Genomic DNA, 14,720 nt, shown 5'->3' with positions numbered 1-14,720 from the left:
TGCTGGGCACGGGTTTGACGCCGCCGCTGCGTCCGGCGCTGGCAGAACTGGTGGCACAGGTGAACGCCGCCAACATTCCCGCGCTCGCCATTGACCTTCCGACAGGCCTGGACGCCCTGAGCAGCGAAGTGACGGGTGAACCTCTCCGCGCCGCCTGGACGGTTACGCTGTCGGGCCTGAAACCCGCGCTGCTGTTCGGGCCTGCCGCCCACCACGCCGGGGAAGTCACGCTGGCCGACCTGCGCCTGCCCCCCGGCTGGGCCACCCGGCACGCGCTGGCGACCCGGCCCACCCCCGCTGAAGTCGCGTCGCTGCTGCCCGTGCGATACGCCGACGCCCACAAGGGCACCGCTGGGCGGGTCTGGGTGGTCGGCGGGCATCCCGGCACGGTGGGGGCAGCGGCTCTGGCAGGCGTGGCGGCCCTTCGCGCTGGGGCGGGACTGGTCACGGTTCATTCGGCGGCAGAGGTTCCGCTGGTCATGCCCGAACTGATGGTGCGGCGACATGACGACCTGGGCGGCTTTTTGCAGCAGACAAAAGAGCGCCCCGACGCCCTGTGTGTGGGCATGGGCCTGGGGCCGGACGCGCCCGCACTGGCGCGGCAGGCGCTGGGCTGGAAGCTCCCCACCGTGCTGGACGCCGACGCCCTGCAACCCGAACTGGCGGGCGCGGGCCATGACGCCTGCATCTGGACACCGCACCCCGGTGAGGCGGGGCGGCTGCTGGGCGTTCCTACCCCCGACGTGACCCATGACCCCATCGCAGCGGCGCGGGCATTACAGGAGCGGTTCGGCGGCGTGATGGTGCTGAAGGGTGGCCCCTCGACCATCGCGCACGCGGGTGGTGTTTGGGTCAGCGGGGGCGGGCATCCCGGCATGGCGAGCGCGGGCATGGGCGACACGCTTTCAGGCCTGCTGGCGGCGCTGCTGGGGCAAAGGCTGAGTGCGCCCGACGCGGCCCTGGCCGGGGTCACGCTGCACGCCCGCGCCGGGGAACGGGCGGGAGCGAAACACGGGTATGGGCTGACGGCAATGGACGTGAGCGCCGAACTGGGCGCGGCGTGGCTGGAGTTGGCAGGAGGATAAACAGCGCTCTGTCAGTGTGGCGTGCCCTTTTTGCAAGCCCGCTCAATCGCCTCGCACACTGCTGCAAAATCACCCACCACCCCGGCATTGCTGAAGCGCATGGTCGTGATACCAGACGCCGCCAGCGTACGCGTGCGCTCGGCATCGTAAGCCTGCGCCGCTTCGCCGTCGTGGGTGCGCCCGTCCAGCTCTAGGCACAGCTTCAGCGAAGGCGAGTAGAAATCCAAGATGTAGCCCCCCAATGGCACCTGCCGCCGAAATTTGACCCGGTAGCCGCGCAGAAATTCAAACCACAGTTTGCGCTCGGCGGGGGTCTGGGTGTTGCGAAGTTCGCGGGCGCGAGGGGCCAGGGATTTGGTGTAGAGGTCGCGCATGGCGAGAGACTACCCCTCAGTCAGCTTCGCTGACAGCTCCCCTCAAAGGGAGCCAAACAGCGTGAACAACGTGAACTACGATGCCCCAAAGCCTCCCTTTTCAGGGGAGGTGCCCCGTAGGGGCGGAGGGGTTCCCTGCCCCAGCTCAATCCTTCACCCAAAGTACCCCAGTAAATCAATCAGCGTCCGCGCATAGTCGTCCACCTTCACGCCCCGCTTCTCCAGCTTCACGGAGGGCGGGAAGGTTTGCACTTCGGTCTTGTGCGGGAAGCGTTTCAGGCCCGGCGCGTCGTAGTCCAGCGACTTGTAGGCGAACGTGACTTGCAGGTGTGTCATCGTCTCGCCAATGCTCAGTACGCGCCGCGCCACAGCGGTCAGCCGCAGCTTCGCGAGGTCAATAAAGTTCTGCACTTCGGGCGTGGGCGGGCCGTATTTCTTGCGCAGGTCACGCTCTACGCGGCTGACCGCTTGCAGGGTGCGGGCTTCCGAGAGCCTACCGTAGGTGGCAATGCGGGCTTCCTCATCGTTGTCGAAGAACTCGGGCGACAGACGGGCGTTTACGGGCAGGTCAATAGACACATTCACGGGCGCTTCCAGCTTCTCGCCCTTGAGCTTGGCGACGGCTTCCGCCAGCAGTTCGGTGTACACGTCAATGCTGACCGCCTGCACATGCCCGTGCTGCTCCTCGCCCAGAATGTTGCCCACGCCGCGAATTTCCATGTCTTTTTCGGCGAGCAGGTGGCCCGACCCCAAATCCTGCAAATCGGCGATGGCCCACAGCCGCCGCTGCGCGTTTTCGGTCATGCGCGGGGGGTAGAACAGGTAGGCGTAAGCGGTTTGCGCCCGCCGCCCCACACGGCCCCGAAGCTGGTAGAGCTGCGCGAGGCCCAGACGGTCAGAGCGCTCAATCAGGATGGTGTTGGCTTCGGGAATGTCCAGACCCGTTTCTACAATCGTGGTCGCCAGCAGCACGTCGAACGCGCCCTGCTCAAAGCCCAGCATGATTTCTTCCAGTTCTTCCTCGTTCATACGCCCGTGCGCCACGCCAATGCGGGCCTCGGGGACGAGGTTTCGCAGGTACAGGCTACGTGCGCCGATGCTCGCCACGCGGTCATGGATGTAAAAGACTTTGCCGCCGCGCTCGATTTCCGACACAATCGCGTCGCGCACCGTCATCGGGTCGAACGGCGCGAGGATGGTCTGAATGGGTTTACGGCCCTTCGGCGGCGTCTGGATGCTGCTCATGTCGCGCAGGCCCACCATGCTCATGTACAGCGTGCGCGGAATCGGCGTGGCAGACAGCGCCAGCGTGTCCACCGCTTTTTCGTCGCCCTGCATGGTCAGTTTGCCGTCCACCAGTTCGGGCAGGCCGCGCAGCTGGCGCAGTTTTTCCTTCTGGCCCACGCCGAAGCGGTGTTCTTCGTCCACGATAATCAGCCCGAGGTCTTTGAATTCGATGTCGCCCGACAGCAGGCGGTGCGTGCCGATCAGGATGTCCACCTTGCCCGCCTTGAGGTCAGCCAGAATCTGCCGTGACTGGGCAGGGGTGGTAAAGCGCGAGAGACCTTCCACCCGCACGGGCAGCCCCTTCATGCGCTCCACGAAGGTGGAGGTGTGCTGCTCGGCCAGCAGCGTGGTCGGCACCAGAATCGCCACCTGTTTGCCGTGCCCCACGACGCGGTGGGCGGCCCGCAGCGCGACCTCGGTTTTGCCAAAGCCTACGTCGCCCGAAATCAGGCGGTCGGCGGGGTTGGGTTTTTCCAGGTCGCGCATGGTTTCTTTGAGCGCGGTGACTTGGTCTTTGGTCAGTTCAAAGGCGAAGTTCTTTTCAATCTGCTCGTCCCACTCGGGCTGCGGGCCAAATACATTTCCAGGCGTGACCTGACGGGCGGCGTACTGTACCAGCAGCTTGGCGGCGACGGCTTCGGCGTTCTTGCGGGCCTTTTCCTTGGCCTTGCTCCAGTCCTTCTTGTCGAAGCTGGAGAGCTGCGGCGGGTCGTCGGTGGTGCCGGGGTGACGGCGCAGGACGGGCAGTTGCTCGATGGGCACACTCAAGCGCGACCCGCCCCGGTACTCGATGTTCAGGTAATCGCGGGTAACACCCAGCACCTTGCGGGTTTCCAGGCCCAGAAACTGCCCGATGCCGTGTTCGGGGTGAATAAGAAAGTCGCCCACATGCAGCCCCAGCGCGTCGGTAACGGGTCGGCCCGCCATCTTCTTGCCGCGCAGCGCACTGCCGCCCTGAAAACCGTAAATCAGGTCTTCGGTGATGACGACGGTCTTGTGTTCGGGAATCACAAAGCCGCCCTCGCCCGCCGAGCGCAGGAAGCCCAGTTCGCCGCCCTTCAGACGGGGGACGCTCAGCCAGGGAATGTCGGACGTGCCCAGCAACTTGTCGGCCAGATACGCCGCCGTGCGGTCATGGCGCACTAAGATAAAGACGCGGTAGCCCGCCTCGCGCCACTCGTGGATGTCGCGTTCCAAGTCGCTCAGGCGGGCGCGGTAAAAACTCAGCGTTTCCAGCCCGGTGTGCAGGTCGGGCAATTCCAGCGGTGAACGCCCGAAACTGGTGACCTGCCGCTCTGCCAGCTTGGGCCACAGCGTATCGGTCAGCACGCCCAGCGCAGAAGCGTAGAACTCGGGCGAGTCCAGAAAAACGTGCCCCGGCAGCAGCTCCAGCCGCGTGGCATCCCACTTCGTTTCGGTAAGGTAATCGCCCGTGGGTTCCAGCGTAAAACTCTGGATTTTCTCGCCCCCCACGCCGCCGACGGGCAACTGGCGCAGGGTGTCCAGTTCGTCGCCAAAGAACTCGGCGCGAATCCACAGCCCTTCTTCGGCCTCGGCAGGCAATCCCACGCCAGGGGCCAGCCGCAATTCCAGCGTGTCGCCCTTGATTTCGAAGCCCGGCTCCTCGCCGCGCTCGTAGCCGAATTTTTCCAGCCGTTCCAGCAGCGCCTCACGCGGGTAACTGGCCCCCACTTTCAGGCTCAGCGCGTGGTCTTCGGGGTGGCGGGGGAACAAATCCAGCGCCGTGTTCACGTCCAGCACCACATGCTCGGCCCGCGTTTCCCAGTCGCGCAGGCCAGGATTCACGCTGACCGGCACGCCCAAGGCCCCCGCCGTGGCGTAGCTGGGCAGGCGGTCGGGGGTGGTCAGCAAGACGGCGGGGCCAGGGTAAGCGGCAAACAGCGCGGCGCGGGCGATTTGCGGAAGCAGGAGCAGGTTGCCGTAGGGCGCGGGGTCAAGCAATTTGGTGAGGTTGGGGGTGGAGGGCGCGACGGTCACTGGGGGATTTTACGCCTGTGGGGGAATAGGCATGGTTGCTTACTTCCAGTGCAGATAGCTGGTGCGGTGATACTCCAGATGTGCCGGATCCAACTGGTGCTGCGGGTGAACATGCAAGTGGCCGGGAAGACCGAGAAGTTGCAGGTCTTCCCCAATGCCGAAGGCCCCGAAATCGAAAAGAACATGATGATTCGGGCAAAGGCACAGCAGATTGTCGGCGGTGTCCGGGCCATGATGCGGCGCTCCGAGCGGGCGGATGTGCGCCGCTTCCGCGTAGGGCCCCGCCGCCGTGTCCAGCCGCTCGCCACAGACCTGACAGCGGTGGTCGTACATGGCCTTGAGAGCACGCGCCGCTGCCGTATCCCGCACGATCCTTTGAACCAGCACCAGCCTTCGTGCGGGTTGCTGGGTGGCCTCCTGCAGCGAGTGGGCAGGCCAAGCGTGCTCCCATTTGGTCAGTCGAAACCGCCAGATGAAAAAGCCCGATTTGCCGACCTCACGCCAGTGGTCCTCCACCCGGTACAGCCCGGCATATTCGTACCCGGAGGGCGGCGAAAAGGCCGAAAGGTGGCGACTCCCCCGCGTGACGCGCACGGGCAGTCCGTCGCGGTGGCTGACTGCCAGAGCCAGATTGCCGCGCACGAGCTGCTGATGTTTGACCTGACGGCCCGTGACCGGGTCGCGCCCGCCCTCGCCGGTGTAGACGATAACTGCGCCTTCGTCGTGGTCGTCCTCGTAACCGCCCGACAGCACGATAGAGTCGGCCCCTTCCAACGCCGAGCCGCTGATGCCCGCCTGGGTGGGCAGGTGCACGCCAGACTCGCGGAGTTCCTGGCGATTGACGAAGCTCGCCCCCTCCATAACTCCGGGAATCGCGCCGAAATGCCGTGCCATAACGCGATTTTGACATGTCCCGATTCCACTTGTCTGGCCTCAACCGATGCGGGTGCGGGCTAAACAACGGGCAGAACAAGGCTTGCAGGGCAGCCCGGAGTCCTTGCGCGAGAGGAGCCACGACCAAGAACACCCCTCAGAAGGACTCAACCCGCGTCCCCGCATAAATCTCTGCCAGCGTCACCGCTACGTTTACACACGGCAACTCCACCACGCCTTCGCCCTCCCAGTAGCCCTCACGCCAGCCTTCGCCCTCACGGGTAAACAGCCGCACGGCCCGCACGTCGGTATCCACCAGCAGATAGCCTTGCAGGCTGGGCAAACTCTGATAGGCGCGAATCTTGTCGCCCAGGTCAGTGGCCCGCGTAGTTTCACTCAGGACTTCCACAATCAGGCAGGGCGCTTCAGCATAACGGGCCTCGTCGGAGATGTCCTCGCAGGTGACCAGCACATCGGGGTAATAGTATTTAGGGCCACCAGACACCCGCACCCGCAGGTCACTGGAAAAGGCCCAGCAGCCCTTTTGACGGGCAGCAAGGTAAAGCTGGGCAAACAGGGCGGCGGCTATCTTGCCATGCTTGCCCGTCTCGCCTGCCTGGGCGTGGAGCGGATACACGAACCCGTCCACATACTCCCGCTTGACGGGGCTGGTTTCCTCACTCTCCAGATACTCGGCCTCAGTCAGTTTGCGCAGAGCAGAAGTCATGGCCCAGTTTAGCGTGCTGGTCATGTCCCGCCCACCGAAGTTTCGTGGCGCATCCTCATTCGCCGTCAGTCCCCGTGCGGCATTCTGCGGACATGAAACGTCTGGCTCTCGCCTCGCTCGCCCTGCTTCTGACTGCATGCCCCCAGCAGCCCGTGCCCCTCGTCGTGCCAGAGCGCACCATAGACGCCGGAAACGCCATTCAGATGGAGGTCAACCAGCCCTTCGACGGGGAATGGTTCGTCGTCTCACATCCCGACTGGGCCAAGGTGTCGAACGTTTCGGGCACGGGAACCATCACCTTTACGGTCACGATTGACCGCCACGCGGCGACCCCGCTGGCCGCAGACCGGGCACAGCTCCTGGGCCAGATCGAAGTGAACGGCACGAGCGCCGACGGGACCGAGCAGAGTACGGCACTGTGGGCGCTTCAGGCCAACCAGTACCGGCTGAGTGGTCAGGTGGCCGAGCAGGCCAGTGTGCAGGGCAGCGACCTTGCGGCGCAGAGTGTTCTGCCCGGTCAGCAGAGCAGCAACGAGACGCGCAGCCTGATCGTCACCTACCACGACCCGGCGGTGCGTGACGCGGTGCTGGGCCAGGGCAAACTCAGCGGCAGCGCGGTGACGGCTCCCCAGGCCCAGGCCGCCCGTGACCTGCTGACCCGCCTGGACGTGCCCGAGGCCGACCGCCAGCCCCTCACCGAGCAGAGCGTGGTCCTGCGCGGGCTGTCGGCGGAGCAGGCGGGGCAGGTGCAGGCCGCTCTCGCCAAAGACCCCAGCGTGGCCTCGGCTGTGCCCAACGCTGTGATGCACGAACTGGCGACCCCGGTGCCCCCGGTGGTGCCCACTGACCAGTACGCCCCGCTGCAATGGGCCTACAAACTGCTGGGATACGGCGCGGTGTGGCGCGACATGGAACAGGGCGGCTATACCCGGCCCGTCGTGGTGGCGGTGGCCGATTCGGGCGTGCGCTACGACCATCCCGACCTCGCCGGGCAACTCCTGACCCCACAGGAGGGGGCGCTGGACGTGCTGACCGTCGGCAGCAACGGCGACGGCGACGGAGCCGACAACGACCCCACCGACCCCAAGACCCCTGGGCGCACCCGCGAGAGTCACGGCACCCACGTGACCGGCATCATTGCCGCACGCTGGGGCCAGAACACGGCTACCTGCGCTGGGTGCAGCCCCACCGGAGTGGTGGGCGCCACCTACAAGGCTCCGGTCAAGGTGCTGCCCATCCGCCTGCTGGACGCGAGCGGCAATACCGAGGCCAGCGACGTTATCGCCGCCGTGCGCTACGCGGCTGGTCAGACGGTCAACCTCAACGGCAAGATCTTCACGAACCCCCGGCCCGCCCAGGTACTCAACCTCAGTCTGGGCGGCCCAATGCCCCCCGAAGAAGCGCAGCCCATGTGCGACGCCATCGCCGAGGCCAGAGAGCGCGGCGTGCTGACCTTCGTGGCCGCCGGAAACGCGAGCAGCACCACCCCCTATTACCCGGCGGCCTGCCCCGCCGCTGTCGCTGTCGCCAGCGTGACGCTCTCGGGCGGCAGTGCGCCCATGCACGCGACCTACAGCAACGCCTACAGCGCCGTGCAGCTCAGCGCACCGGGCGGCAGCTCCTACCTCGCGCCCACCTACTTTACGGGCGGTAAACTGGGCGGCGAACGCTTTCCCGACGACATCGTCTCCACCGGCTGGGACTACGTGAAAAACCAGCCCAACTACACCACCATGGCCGGAACCTCGCAGGCCGCCCCGCAAGTCTCGGCGCTGGCGGCGCTGCTGCTCAGCAAGGGCGTGACCAAGGGGCCCGAAGACACCCTCAAGCGCCTGATCGACACCAGCACCGACCTGGGGCAGACGGGCCGTGATCCCCTCTTCGGCTTCGGGATGGTGAACGCTGCCGCCGCCCTGAATGCCCCGGCGGTCAGCAATACCTTCGGCCTGCGCCTGCAAGACGAAAGGGGTCACAGCTACCAGCCGCCGCTGGACGCGCTGGGTCGTTTCAATGCCTACGTGGGCGAAGGCACCTACCGCGCTGTCGGGGGGAGTGACCTCGACGGCAACGGCATCTACGGCGAGGTTCACGAAGGCGGCACCGAGCGCAGCGCCACGCTCTCGCCTGAGCAGCCGCAGGCCGACGTGGGCGTGCTGAGCGTTCCAAATCGCTGACCCCTTTTTCTCCTAGACGCCCGCCCTTTCAGCTCTCGGGGCGGGTGCGTTCTTGCAACCAGTCGAGAATGAGCTGGCGCACCTCTTCACGCGGCTCGTCGTTGAGGAGTTCGTGGTAGCCGCCCTCGACTATTTCCAGCGTCTTGTCGTCCACGGGAAGCATCTCGAAAAACCGCTGTGAGCCGCGCACGTCGGTCAGGGTGTCCTGGTCGCCATGCACCAGCAGCACGGGCAGGCGCCAACGCGGGTAGTCGGCCCACAGTTCGGCACTCAGCCGCAGCATGGTGGCAGCGGTCTGGGCCGTCACCTTGCCCTGATACACCTGCTCGTCGGCGGTGTAGGCGTCCACCTCGTCGGTCAGGCGAGACAGCCCCGCCGTACCGAGGTCGGTCACGCCCAGCCCTGGGGCGACCCACGCCAGCACGCCGCTGAGCCGCTTGAGCAGGGCGGGCTGCCCCTCACCGACCAGCAGGCCCGGACTGCTCAGGATGACCCCACTCAGGCCACGCGGGTCACGCGCCGCACCCGCTGCCGTAATCAGTCCACCCAGACTATGGCCGTAGGCATAGACGGGAAGGGACTGCCCGCGCAGGGCTTCGCGCACCTTGAAGTGGTCGTCCAGCAGGGCGAAGGCGTCTATCTGCCCCCGAGTACCGGGCGAGTCGCCGTGTCCGCGCTGGTCATAGGCGTAGACGGTGTAGCCCGCGCCCACCAGTTCGGGAATCAGGCGGTGGTACCGCTCCACATAGCGCCGGGCATACTCGCCCAGTCCGTGCGTGAGCAGCACAGCGGCGCGGGGACGCTGCGCCGACCAGACATAGCCCCGCAGCGGCAGACCGGGAATCTTCCAGGGTTGTTCTTGCATAGCCGAGTCTAGGCCCATTTTCTCACTGGTCAGCGCTTTCCCTAAAGGCCCTGTCAAGGCACGCCCCCGGCCCGGTGGGGCAGAGTGGGGGCATGGCAGATATTGCACGCGGGGCTTCGGCCCACTGGGAAGGCGACCTCAAGTCCGGCAAAGGCACCGTCAGCACCGAGAGCGGGGTGCTGAGCGGGGCGCAGTATTCCTTCGGCACCCGTTTTGAAAACGGTCAGGGCACCAACCCCGAGGAGCTGCTCGCCAGCGCCCACGCAGGCTGCTTCACCATGCAGCTTTCAGCGCTGATCTCCGGACACGGCCACGAGATTCAAGCGCTCGACACCGACGCCACCTGTGAAATGGTCAAGGACGGCGCGGGCTTCAAGGTCAGCCGCATGCACCTCGTCGTGCGCGGCAAAATTACCGGCTCCGACCAGGCCGATTTCGAGGCCCACGTCAAGGACGCCGCCGAGAAGTGCCCCCTGAGCCGCGTCATGCAGGGCAACGTGGAAATCACCCACGAAGCCATCCTGGAAAGCTGAACCGGGCCGACCAAAGCCCATAGAAAGAGCCCCCGTCACTGGGGGCCATTCTTATGGGAATTTTGCGGACGAAAGGAAAGCTCAGTGGCCGTCGCCGTCGGTGGCTTCGCGTTTGCCCTCGTCGAACTCGGCGTGGGCCTGAGCGTTGTGGCCTTCAGCCTTGACGCGGTCTACGCCCGCCTTGACCTTCTCGGCAGCGGTGTCGAGGGGGTTGTCGGACAGATGGGCCGCGACCTCATGTCCGGCGGCGCGGGCGCGGTCGGCGGCCTCGTTCAGCTTGGCTCCGGCGGCGTCCACCAAATTTTCCAGCGCACTCTTGTCACTCATCGCTCTACCTCCTGAAGCTGATTTTCCCAATCGATTCTCTCTGTCGGGTAGCGGCAGCATCGGCCTGCCTCACCTGAACCGGATGAAAGTCAGGCCAACGGTCTTTAAGCCGCCGCCTCGAAGTTGCAAAGGCCGACAAAACTGGCTCTCGGCAAGCTGAACCGGGTTCAAACTTTTAGGCAATGGGCCTAAAGAGGGCGACAACGCCGAATGGTGGGGTAAAGTGTTCAGGTAATGGATAAGCACATCAAGGTGCCCGCACAGGGCGAGAAAATCACGATGCAGAACGGCAAACTGACCGTTCCCAACCACCCCATCATTCCCTTCGTCGAAGGCGACGGCACCGGCCCCGACATCTGGCGCGCCAGCGTGCGCGTGTTCGACGCGGCGGTAGAAAAGGCCTACGGCAGCGAGCGCAAGCTGGAGTGGATGGAAGTCTACGCCGGTGAAAAGGCGCTGGAAGTGTACGGCGAGAACCAGTGGCTCCCCGAAAGCACCCTGGTCGCCTTCCGCGAGTACCTGTTCGGCATCAAGGGGCCGCTGACCACCCCCGTCGGCACCGGCATCCGCTCCATCAACGTGGCGATGCGTCAGGAGCTCGACCTGTACGCCTGCGTGCGCCCCGTGCAGTACTTCAACGGCGTGCCCAGCCCCGTCAAGCGTCCCCAGGACGTGAACATGGTCATCTTCCGCGAGAACACCGAGGACATCTACGCCGGGATCGAGTGGAAGGCCGGAACCGACGAGGCCGAGAAGGTGCGCGGCTTCCTGACCCGCGAGATGAAGGTCACCAAGATTCGTTTCCCTGACTCCAGCTCTTTCGGCGTCAAGCCCGTCTCCAAGGAAGGCACCGAGCGCCTGGTCCGCGCCGCCATCCAGTACGCCATCGACAACGGGCGCAAGAGCGTGGCGCTGGTCCACAAGGGCAACATCATGAAGTTCACCGAAGGCGGCTTCCGCGACTGGGGCTACGAACTCGCCAAGCGTGAATTCGGCGCGGTCGAGATCGACGGCGGCCCCTGGTGCCAGCTCCCTGGCGGCATCGTCATCAAGGACGTGATTGCCGACAACTTCCTCCAGCAGATTCTGCTGCGTCCCACCGAGTACGACGTGATCGCCACGCTGAACCTCAACGGCGACTACATCTCCGACGCCCTCGCCGCGCAGGTCGGCGGCATCGGCATCGCCCCCGGCGCGAACATCAACTACGTGACCGGGCACGCCATCTTCGAGGCGACCCACGGCACTGCGCCCAAGTACGCGGGCAAGGACGTCATCAACCCCTCTTCCGTCATCCTGAGCGGCGAAATGATGCTGCGCTACATGGGCTGGACCGAGGCCGCTGACCTGATTCTTGGGGGTCTGGACGCCACCATCCAGGACAAGACCGTGACCTACGACTTCGCGCGTGGCATGGAAGGCGCGACCGAGGTCAAGACCAGCGAGTTCGCTGACAAGATTATCGAGCACATCAAGCAAGCCTGAGTCTCAGGGCAAGGGTAAAAGAGGAGCAGGGGCCGACGTGCCTCCGCTCCTTTTCTCTTTGGACAGCTCAGGGCTGCGGCTTGGTCGGTGAGGGGGTACGGGGCACCACACCGCCCGCGCCAGAAGTCGGAGCGGTGGTCGGGCGCGGCCCCCGCCCCTCCCACAAGTGGCCCGCCAGATACTCGGCAAGAGCCATTTGTCCGGCCAGGGTGGGATGCAGGCGGTCCGGCGCCATCAGGCCGGGGGTCTGCATGGTGTACCAGAGGTCTGCGCCGCTGTCGAGCAGTTGCACGCGGCCCGGAAATTCGCTGGCGAGCCGCTTGGCGGTGTAGCGAACGGCCTGCCGCACGTCCTGAAGGGTGTAGGCGGGCGAGCCGCGCCGGGTGCCCTCGGTCTGGCCTGCGTCACCGCGCCACAGCGGGGTACAGAGGTGAAGGGTGGCCCGCGTACCGCTGAGAATGCCGCGCCCGATGGTCAGCAGCGCCCCGTAGACGGTGTTCGGGTCGGTTTCCCCGGCACGGCCCAGTACCTTTTCCAATTTGTAGTCGTTGGTGCCCGCCAGCAGGATGACGTGCCCGCCGAATCCCCTGGGCAGGCTGCTGCGGAAGCTGTCCACCAGCGGAAACTGCCCGCCCGCGCCACGGCTGAGGGTCGCGCCCGACACGGCGGCGTTGCTCACCAGCGTCCAGCCCCGCAGCCGCGCCAGATGGTTAGGCCACATCTGCCCCGGCGCACTGATGTCGGAGGTGATGCTGTCACCGAGGGCAATGAAGGTGGGGGTGGGCGACGCGCCACCAGCAGCAGACAAAGAGACGGAGCCGAACATGGTCAGACCGAAAAGCAGGCGCAGCAGCGAACGCATTGGCCCATGATGCGGGCAGAATGTGAAGTGCGAATGGGGTGAAGCGGGATAAGCTGCGGCCCGTGAGTGTGCGGGAACGGGCAGGAGGTGGCGCGGCGGCGTGGCTGGCCCACATTGACGGTCTGCGGGCCGTGGCCGTGCTGGGCGTCGTCTTTTATCACGCGCACTGGGCGGGGTTTGGCGGCGGGCATGTCGGGGTGGACATTTTCTTTGTCATCAGCGGATTTCTGATCGGCAAGCACCTCAGCGGACAACTGGCGAGCGGCACCTTTTCGCTGGGGGCGTTTTACGGGCGGCGGGTGCGGCGCATTGTGCCTGCGCTGCTGCTGACGCTGGGCCTCAGCACGCTGGCGGCGTGGTTTTTGCTGCTGCCCGAACAGTTCGCCAACTACTCGCGCCACCTGCTCGCCAATCTGGTGATGCTCCAGAACTTCAGCCTGATGAACGAGGTGGGGTATTTCTCGCCGGGAGCCGAGTTGCAGCCACTGCTGCACACCTGGAGTCTGGCGGTGGAGGAGCAGTTTTACCTGTTTTTCCCGCTACTGTTTGCCGGGCTGTGGCGCTGGACGGGCCGCCGGGTGTGGCTGGCCGTGCTGGGGCTGGCGCTGCTGAGCGGCTGGGGCGCGGCGCACTGGGCGCAGGACTTTCCGCGTCAGGTCTTTTACTTGATGCCTGCGCGGGCGGGCGAACTGCTGCTGGGCGTGCTGCTGGCCTCGCCGCTGGTGGCGGGCTGGGCGGGCAAGCTAAGGCGCGGGGCGGGAGCCGAGGTGCTGGGGGGGCTGGCGCTGCTGGGCGTGGGAATCTCGCTCTGGGGCCACCGTTCCTACCCCGACCTCTACACGCTGGCGGCGCTGGCGGGAACGGCCCTCTTGCTGACCTGTGCGCCCCAAAGTCGGTTGGCGGGCGGGCTGCTCTCGCTCGCGCCGCTGCGCTGGGTCGGGCTGCTGAGTTACAGCATTTACCTGCTGCATCAGCCCGTTTTCGTGTTTTACCGACTGGTACAGGTGAACCAGGTGCGGCCCGCCGATTACCTGTGGCTGACAGCGCTGGTGCTGGGGCTGGCGTGGCTGTCGGTGCGCTGGGTAGAAAATCCTTTTCGGCAGACTGTCCCGCTGCGGCGGGGGCTGGCGCTGGGGGTGCCGCTGGCGGCGGGGCTGGCGTGGGTCGGATTCGCGGGGCTGCCTGCGGGCTTGCCGCAGCGCCTCCCCCCCCAAGTCGCCCGCTACACTGCCGCGCAACAGGACAAAGACCCGCGTCTGGGCGAATGCAAATCCAGTTTTGAGGAGCCGCGCCCGCTTGCCGAACTGTGTCGCTACGGGGCCGACGTGCCCGAAAGCGTGGTGCTGCTGGGCGACTCGCACGCGGCGACATTGGCGCACGGGCTGGGCGAGGCGCTCGGCGCACGCGGGCAAAGTGTCAGGAGTCTGATTCGGATGGGCTGCCCCGTCATCGCCGTGAACGTGCCCGCCGACGCTGGGCGCGAGCAGGACTGTCTGACTTTCAACCGTCAGGCGCTGGAGTATGTCCGCCAGAGTCCCGCCCGCACGGTGGTCGTGTCCTCGCGCTGGCCCCTGTACGCGGGAGGACGCTTCGACAATGGGCGCGGCGGCGTGGAAGTCTCCGACCAGCCTGTGCCTTTCCTGAACGCGGGCCTGAGTGGGGCGCAGGTGGTGGCGGGCTACGCCGAAGCCGTGCGCTTGCTGGCGGCGACGGGTAAACGGGTCGTCATCGTGGACTCGGTGCCGGAAATGGGCTGGGACATTCCGCAGTCCCTCCGCAAAAAGGCGCTGCTGCACGACCCCGCGCCGCTGACCGTACCGCGCAGCGTGACCGAGAAGCGCAACGCCGCCATTCACGCCGCCTTCGCCGCACTGACGGGGCCGGAGGTGCGCCTCATTGAACCCGCCGCCCTGAGTTGCACTGCCCAGGCGTGCGCCAGCGTGCGGGGTGAGGCGGTGCTGTATGTGGACAGCAACCACCTCAGCCTCAGCGGGGCGCGGGGCGTGGTGGGCGCGGTGCTGGGGGCGCTGAAGTAAAAATGTCAAACGTGGAAACGTCTAAACGCCTTGCTGAACACTAGTGGATGACCAAGGGCATGAGAAGGCTTATAATGCTGCATGGGACGCCAAA

Annotated in this window: 12 protein-coding genes; 5 read left to right on the top strand and 7 right to left on the bottom strand. The window is 65.8% G+C overall.

Annotated elements, in window-relative coordinates; translation table 11 throughout:
* Nucleotides 1-1,085: NAD(P)H-hydrate dehydratase (locus Q4C89_RS08510; protein WP_303102177.1), on the top strand; the 1,085-nt coding region annotated here is incomplete at its 5' end.
* A gap of 11 nt (nucleotides 1,086-1,096) precedes the next feature.
* Here the strand turns inward: Q4C89_RS08510 and Q4C89_RS08505 are convergent.
* From Q4C89_RS08505 to Q4C89_RS08490, 4 genes are all read right to left on the bottom strand, one after another.
* On the bottom strand, nucleotides 1,097-1,459 hold the full coding sequence (locus Q4C89_RS08505; RefSeq protein WP_303102176.1) for an endonuclease domain-containing protein: 363 nt from the start codon (nucleotides 1,457-1,459) through the stop codon (nucleotides 1,097-1,099).
* 153 nt (nucleotides 1,460-1,612) lie between these two features.
* Entirely contained in the window at nucleotides 1,613-4,744 is a 3,132-nt protein-coding gene (locus tag Q4C89_RS08500; RefSeq protein ID WP_303102175.1) for a DEAD/DEAH box helicase, read from the bottom strand.
* A 39-nt stretch (nucleotides 4,745-4,783) separates the two neighbouring features.
* Nucleotides 4,784-5,638: a YDG/SRA domain-containing protein gene (locus tag Q4C89_RS08495; protein WP_303102174.1), complete on the bottom strand. Its 855-nt coding sequence runs from the start codon at nucleotides 5,636-5,638 to the stop codon at nucleotides 4,784-4,786.
* A 136-nt stretch (nucleotides 5,639-5,774) separates the two neighbouring features.
* On the bottom strand, nucleotides 5,775-6,344 hold the full coding sequence (locus Q4C89_RS08490; protein WP_303102173.1) for a Uma2 family endonuclease: 570 nt from the start codon (nucleotides 6,342-6,344) through the stop codon (nucleotides 5,775-5,777).
* 92 nt (nucleotides 6,345-6,436) lie between these two features.
* On the opposite strand from Q4C89_RS08490, the gene Q4C89_RS08485 reads away from it, so the two are divergent.
* Nucleotides 6,437-8,518 (top strand): S8 family serine peptidase, encoded by a 2,082-nt coding sequence (locus tag Q4C89_RS08485; protein ID WP_303102172.1) that lies wholly within the window; start codon nucleotides 6,437-6,439, stop codon nucleotides 8,516-8,518.
* Nucleotides 8,519-8,546: 28 nt separating this feature from the next.
* Here Q4C89_RS08485 and Q4C89_RS08480 read toward each other — a convergent pair whose 3' ends face one another.
* The gene (locus Q4C89_RS08480; protein WP_303102171.1) at nucleotides 8,547-9,383 is read right to left on the bottom strand and encodes an alpha/beta hydrolase; all 837 of its coding nucleotides are present in this window, start codon (nucleotides 9,381-9,383) and stop codon (nucleotides 8,547-8,549) included.
* 92 nt (nucleotides 9,384-9,475) lie between these two features.
* Here Q4C89_RS08480 and Q4C89_RS08475 point away from each other — a divergent pair, with 92 nt between their 5' ends.
* Nucleotides 9,476-9,916, top strand: a complete 441-nt coding sequence (locus Q4C89_RS08475) for an OsmC family protein (protein WP_303102170.1) — start codon at nucleotides 9,476-9,478, stop codon at nucleotides 9,914-9,916.
* A gap of 81 nt (nucleotides 9,917-9,997) precedes the next feature.
* Here the strand turns inward: Q4C89_RS08475 and Q4C89_RS08470 are convergent, their stop codons facing one another.
* Nucleotides 9,998-10,243: a hypothetical protein gene (locus Q4C89_RS08470; RefSeq protein WP_303102169.1), complete on the bottom strand. Its 246-nt coding sequence runs from the start codon at nucleotides 10,241-10,243 to the stop codon at nucleotides 9,998-10,000.
* A 234-nt stretch (nucleotides 10,244-10,477) separates the two neighbouring features.
* Here Q4C89_RS08470 and icd point away from each other — a divergent pair, with 234 nt between their 5' ends.
* Nucleotides 10,478-11,728, top strand: coding sequence for an NADP-dependent isocitrate dehydrogenase (gene icd / locus Q4C89_RS08465; RefSeq protein WP_303102168.1), 1,251 nt, complete (start codon nucleotides 10,478-10,480; stop codon nucleotides 11,726-11,728).
* 67 nt (nucleotides 11,729-11,795) lie between these two features.
* Here the strand turns inward: icd and Q4C89_RS08460 are convergent, their stop codons facing one another.
* Nucleotides 11,796-12,590: an SGNH/GDSL hydrolase family protein gene (locus Q4C89_RS08460; protein ID WP_303102167.1), complete on the bottom strand. Its 795-nt coding sequence runs from the start codon at nucleotides 12,588-12,590 to the stop codon at nucleotides 11,796-11,798.
* Between the two features lie 62 nt (nucleotides 12,591-12,652).
* Between Q4C89_RS08460 and Q4C89_RS08455 the strand changes: the two genes are divergently transcribed.
* Entirely contained in the window at nucleotides 12,653-14,626 is a 1,974-nt protein-coding gene (locus tag Q4C89_RS08455) for an acyltransferase family protein (protein WP_303102166.1), read from the top strand.
* Nucleotides 14,627-14,720 lie beyond the last annotated feature (94 nt).

The organism is Deinococcus sp., assembly GCF_030523985.1.
Lineage (GTDB): Bacteria > Deinococcota > Deinococci > Deinococcales > Deinococcaceae > Deinococcus.
The sequence above is the reverse complement of the archived record's forward strand: the minus strand, read 5'-3'. Positions and strand labels throughout refer to the sequence as shown.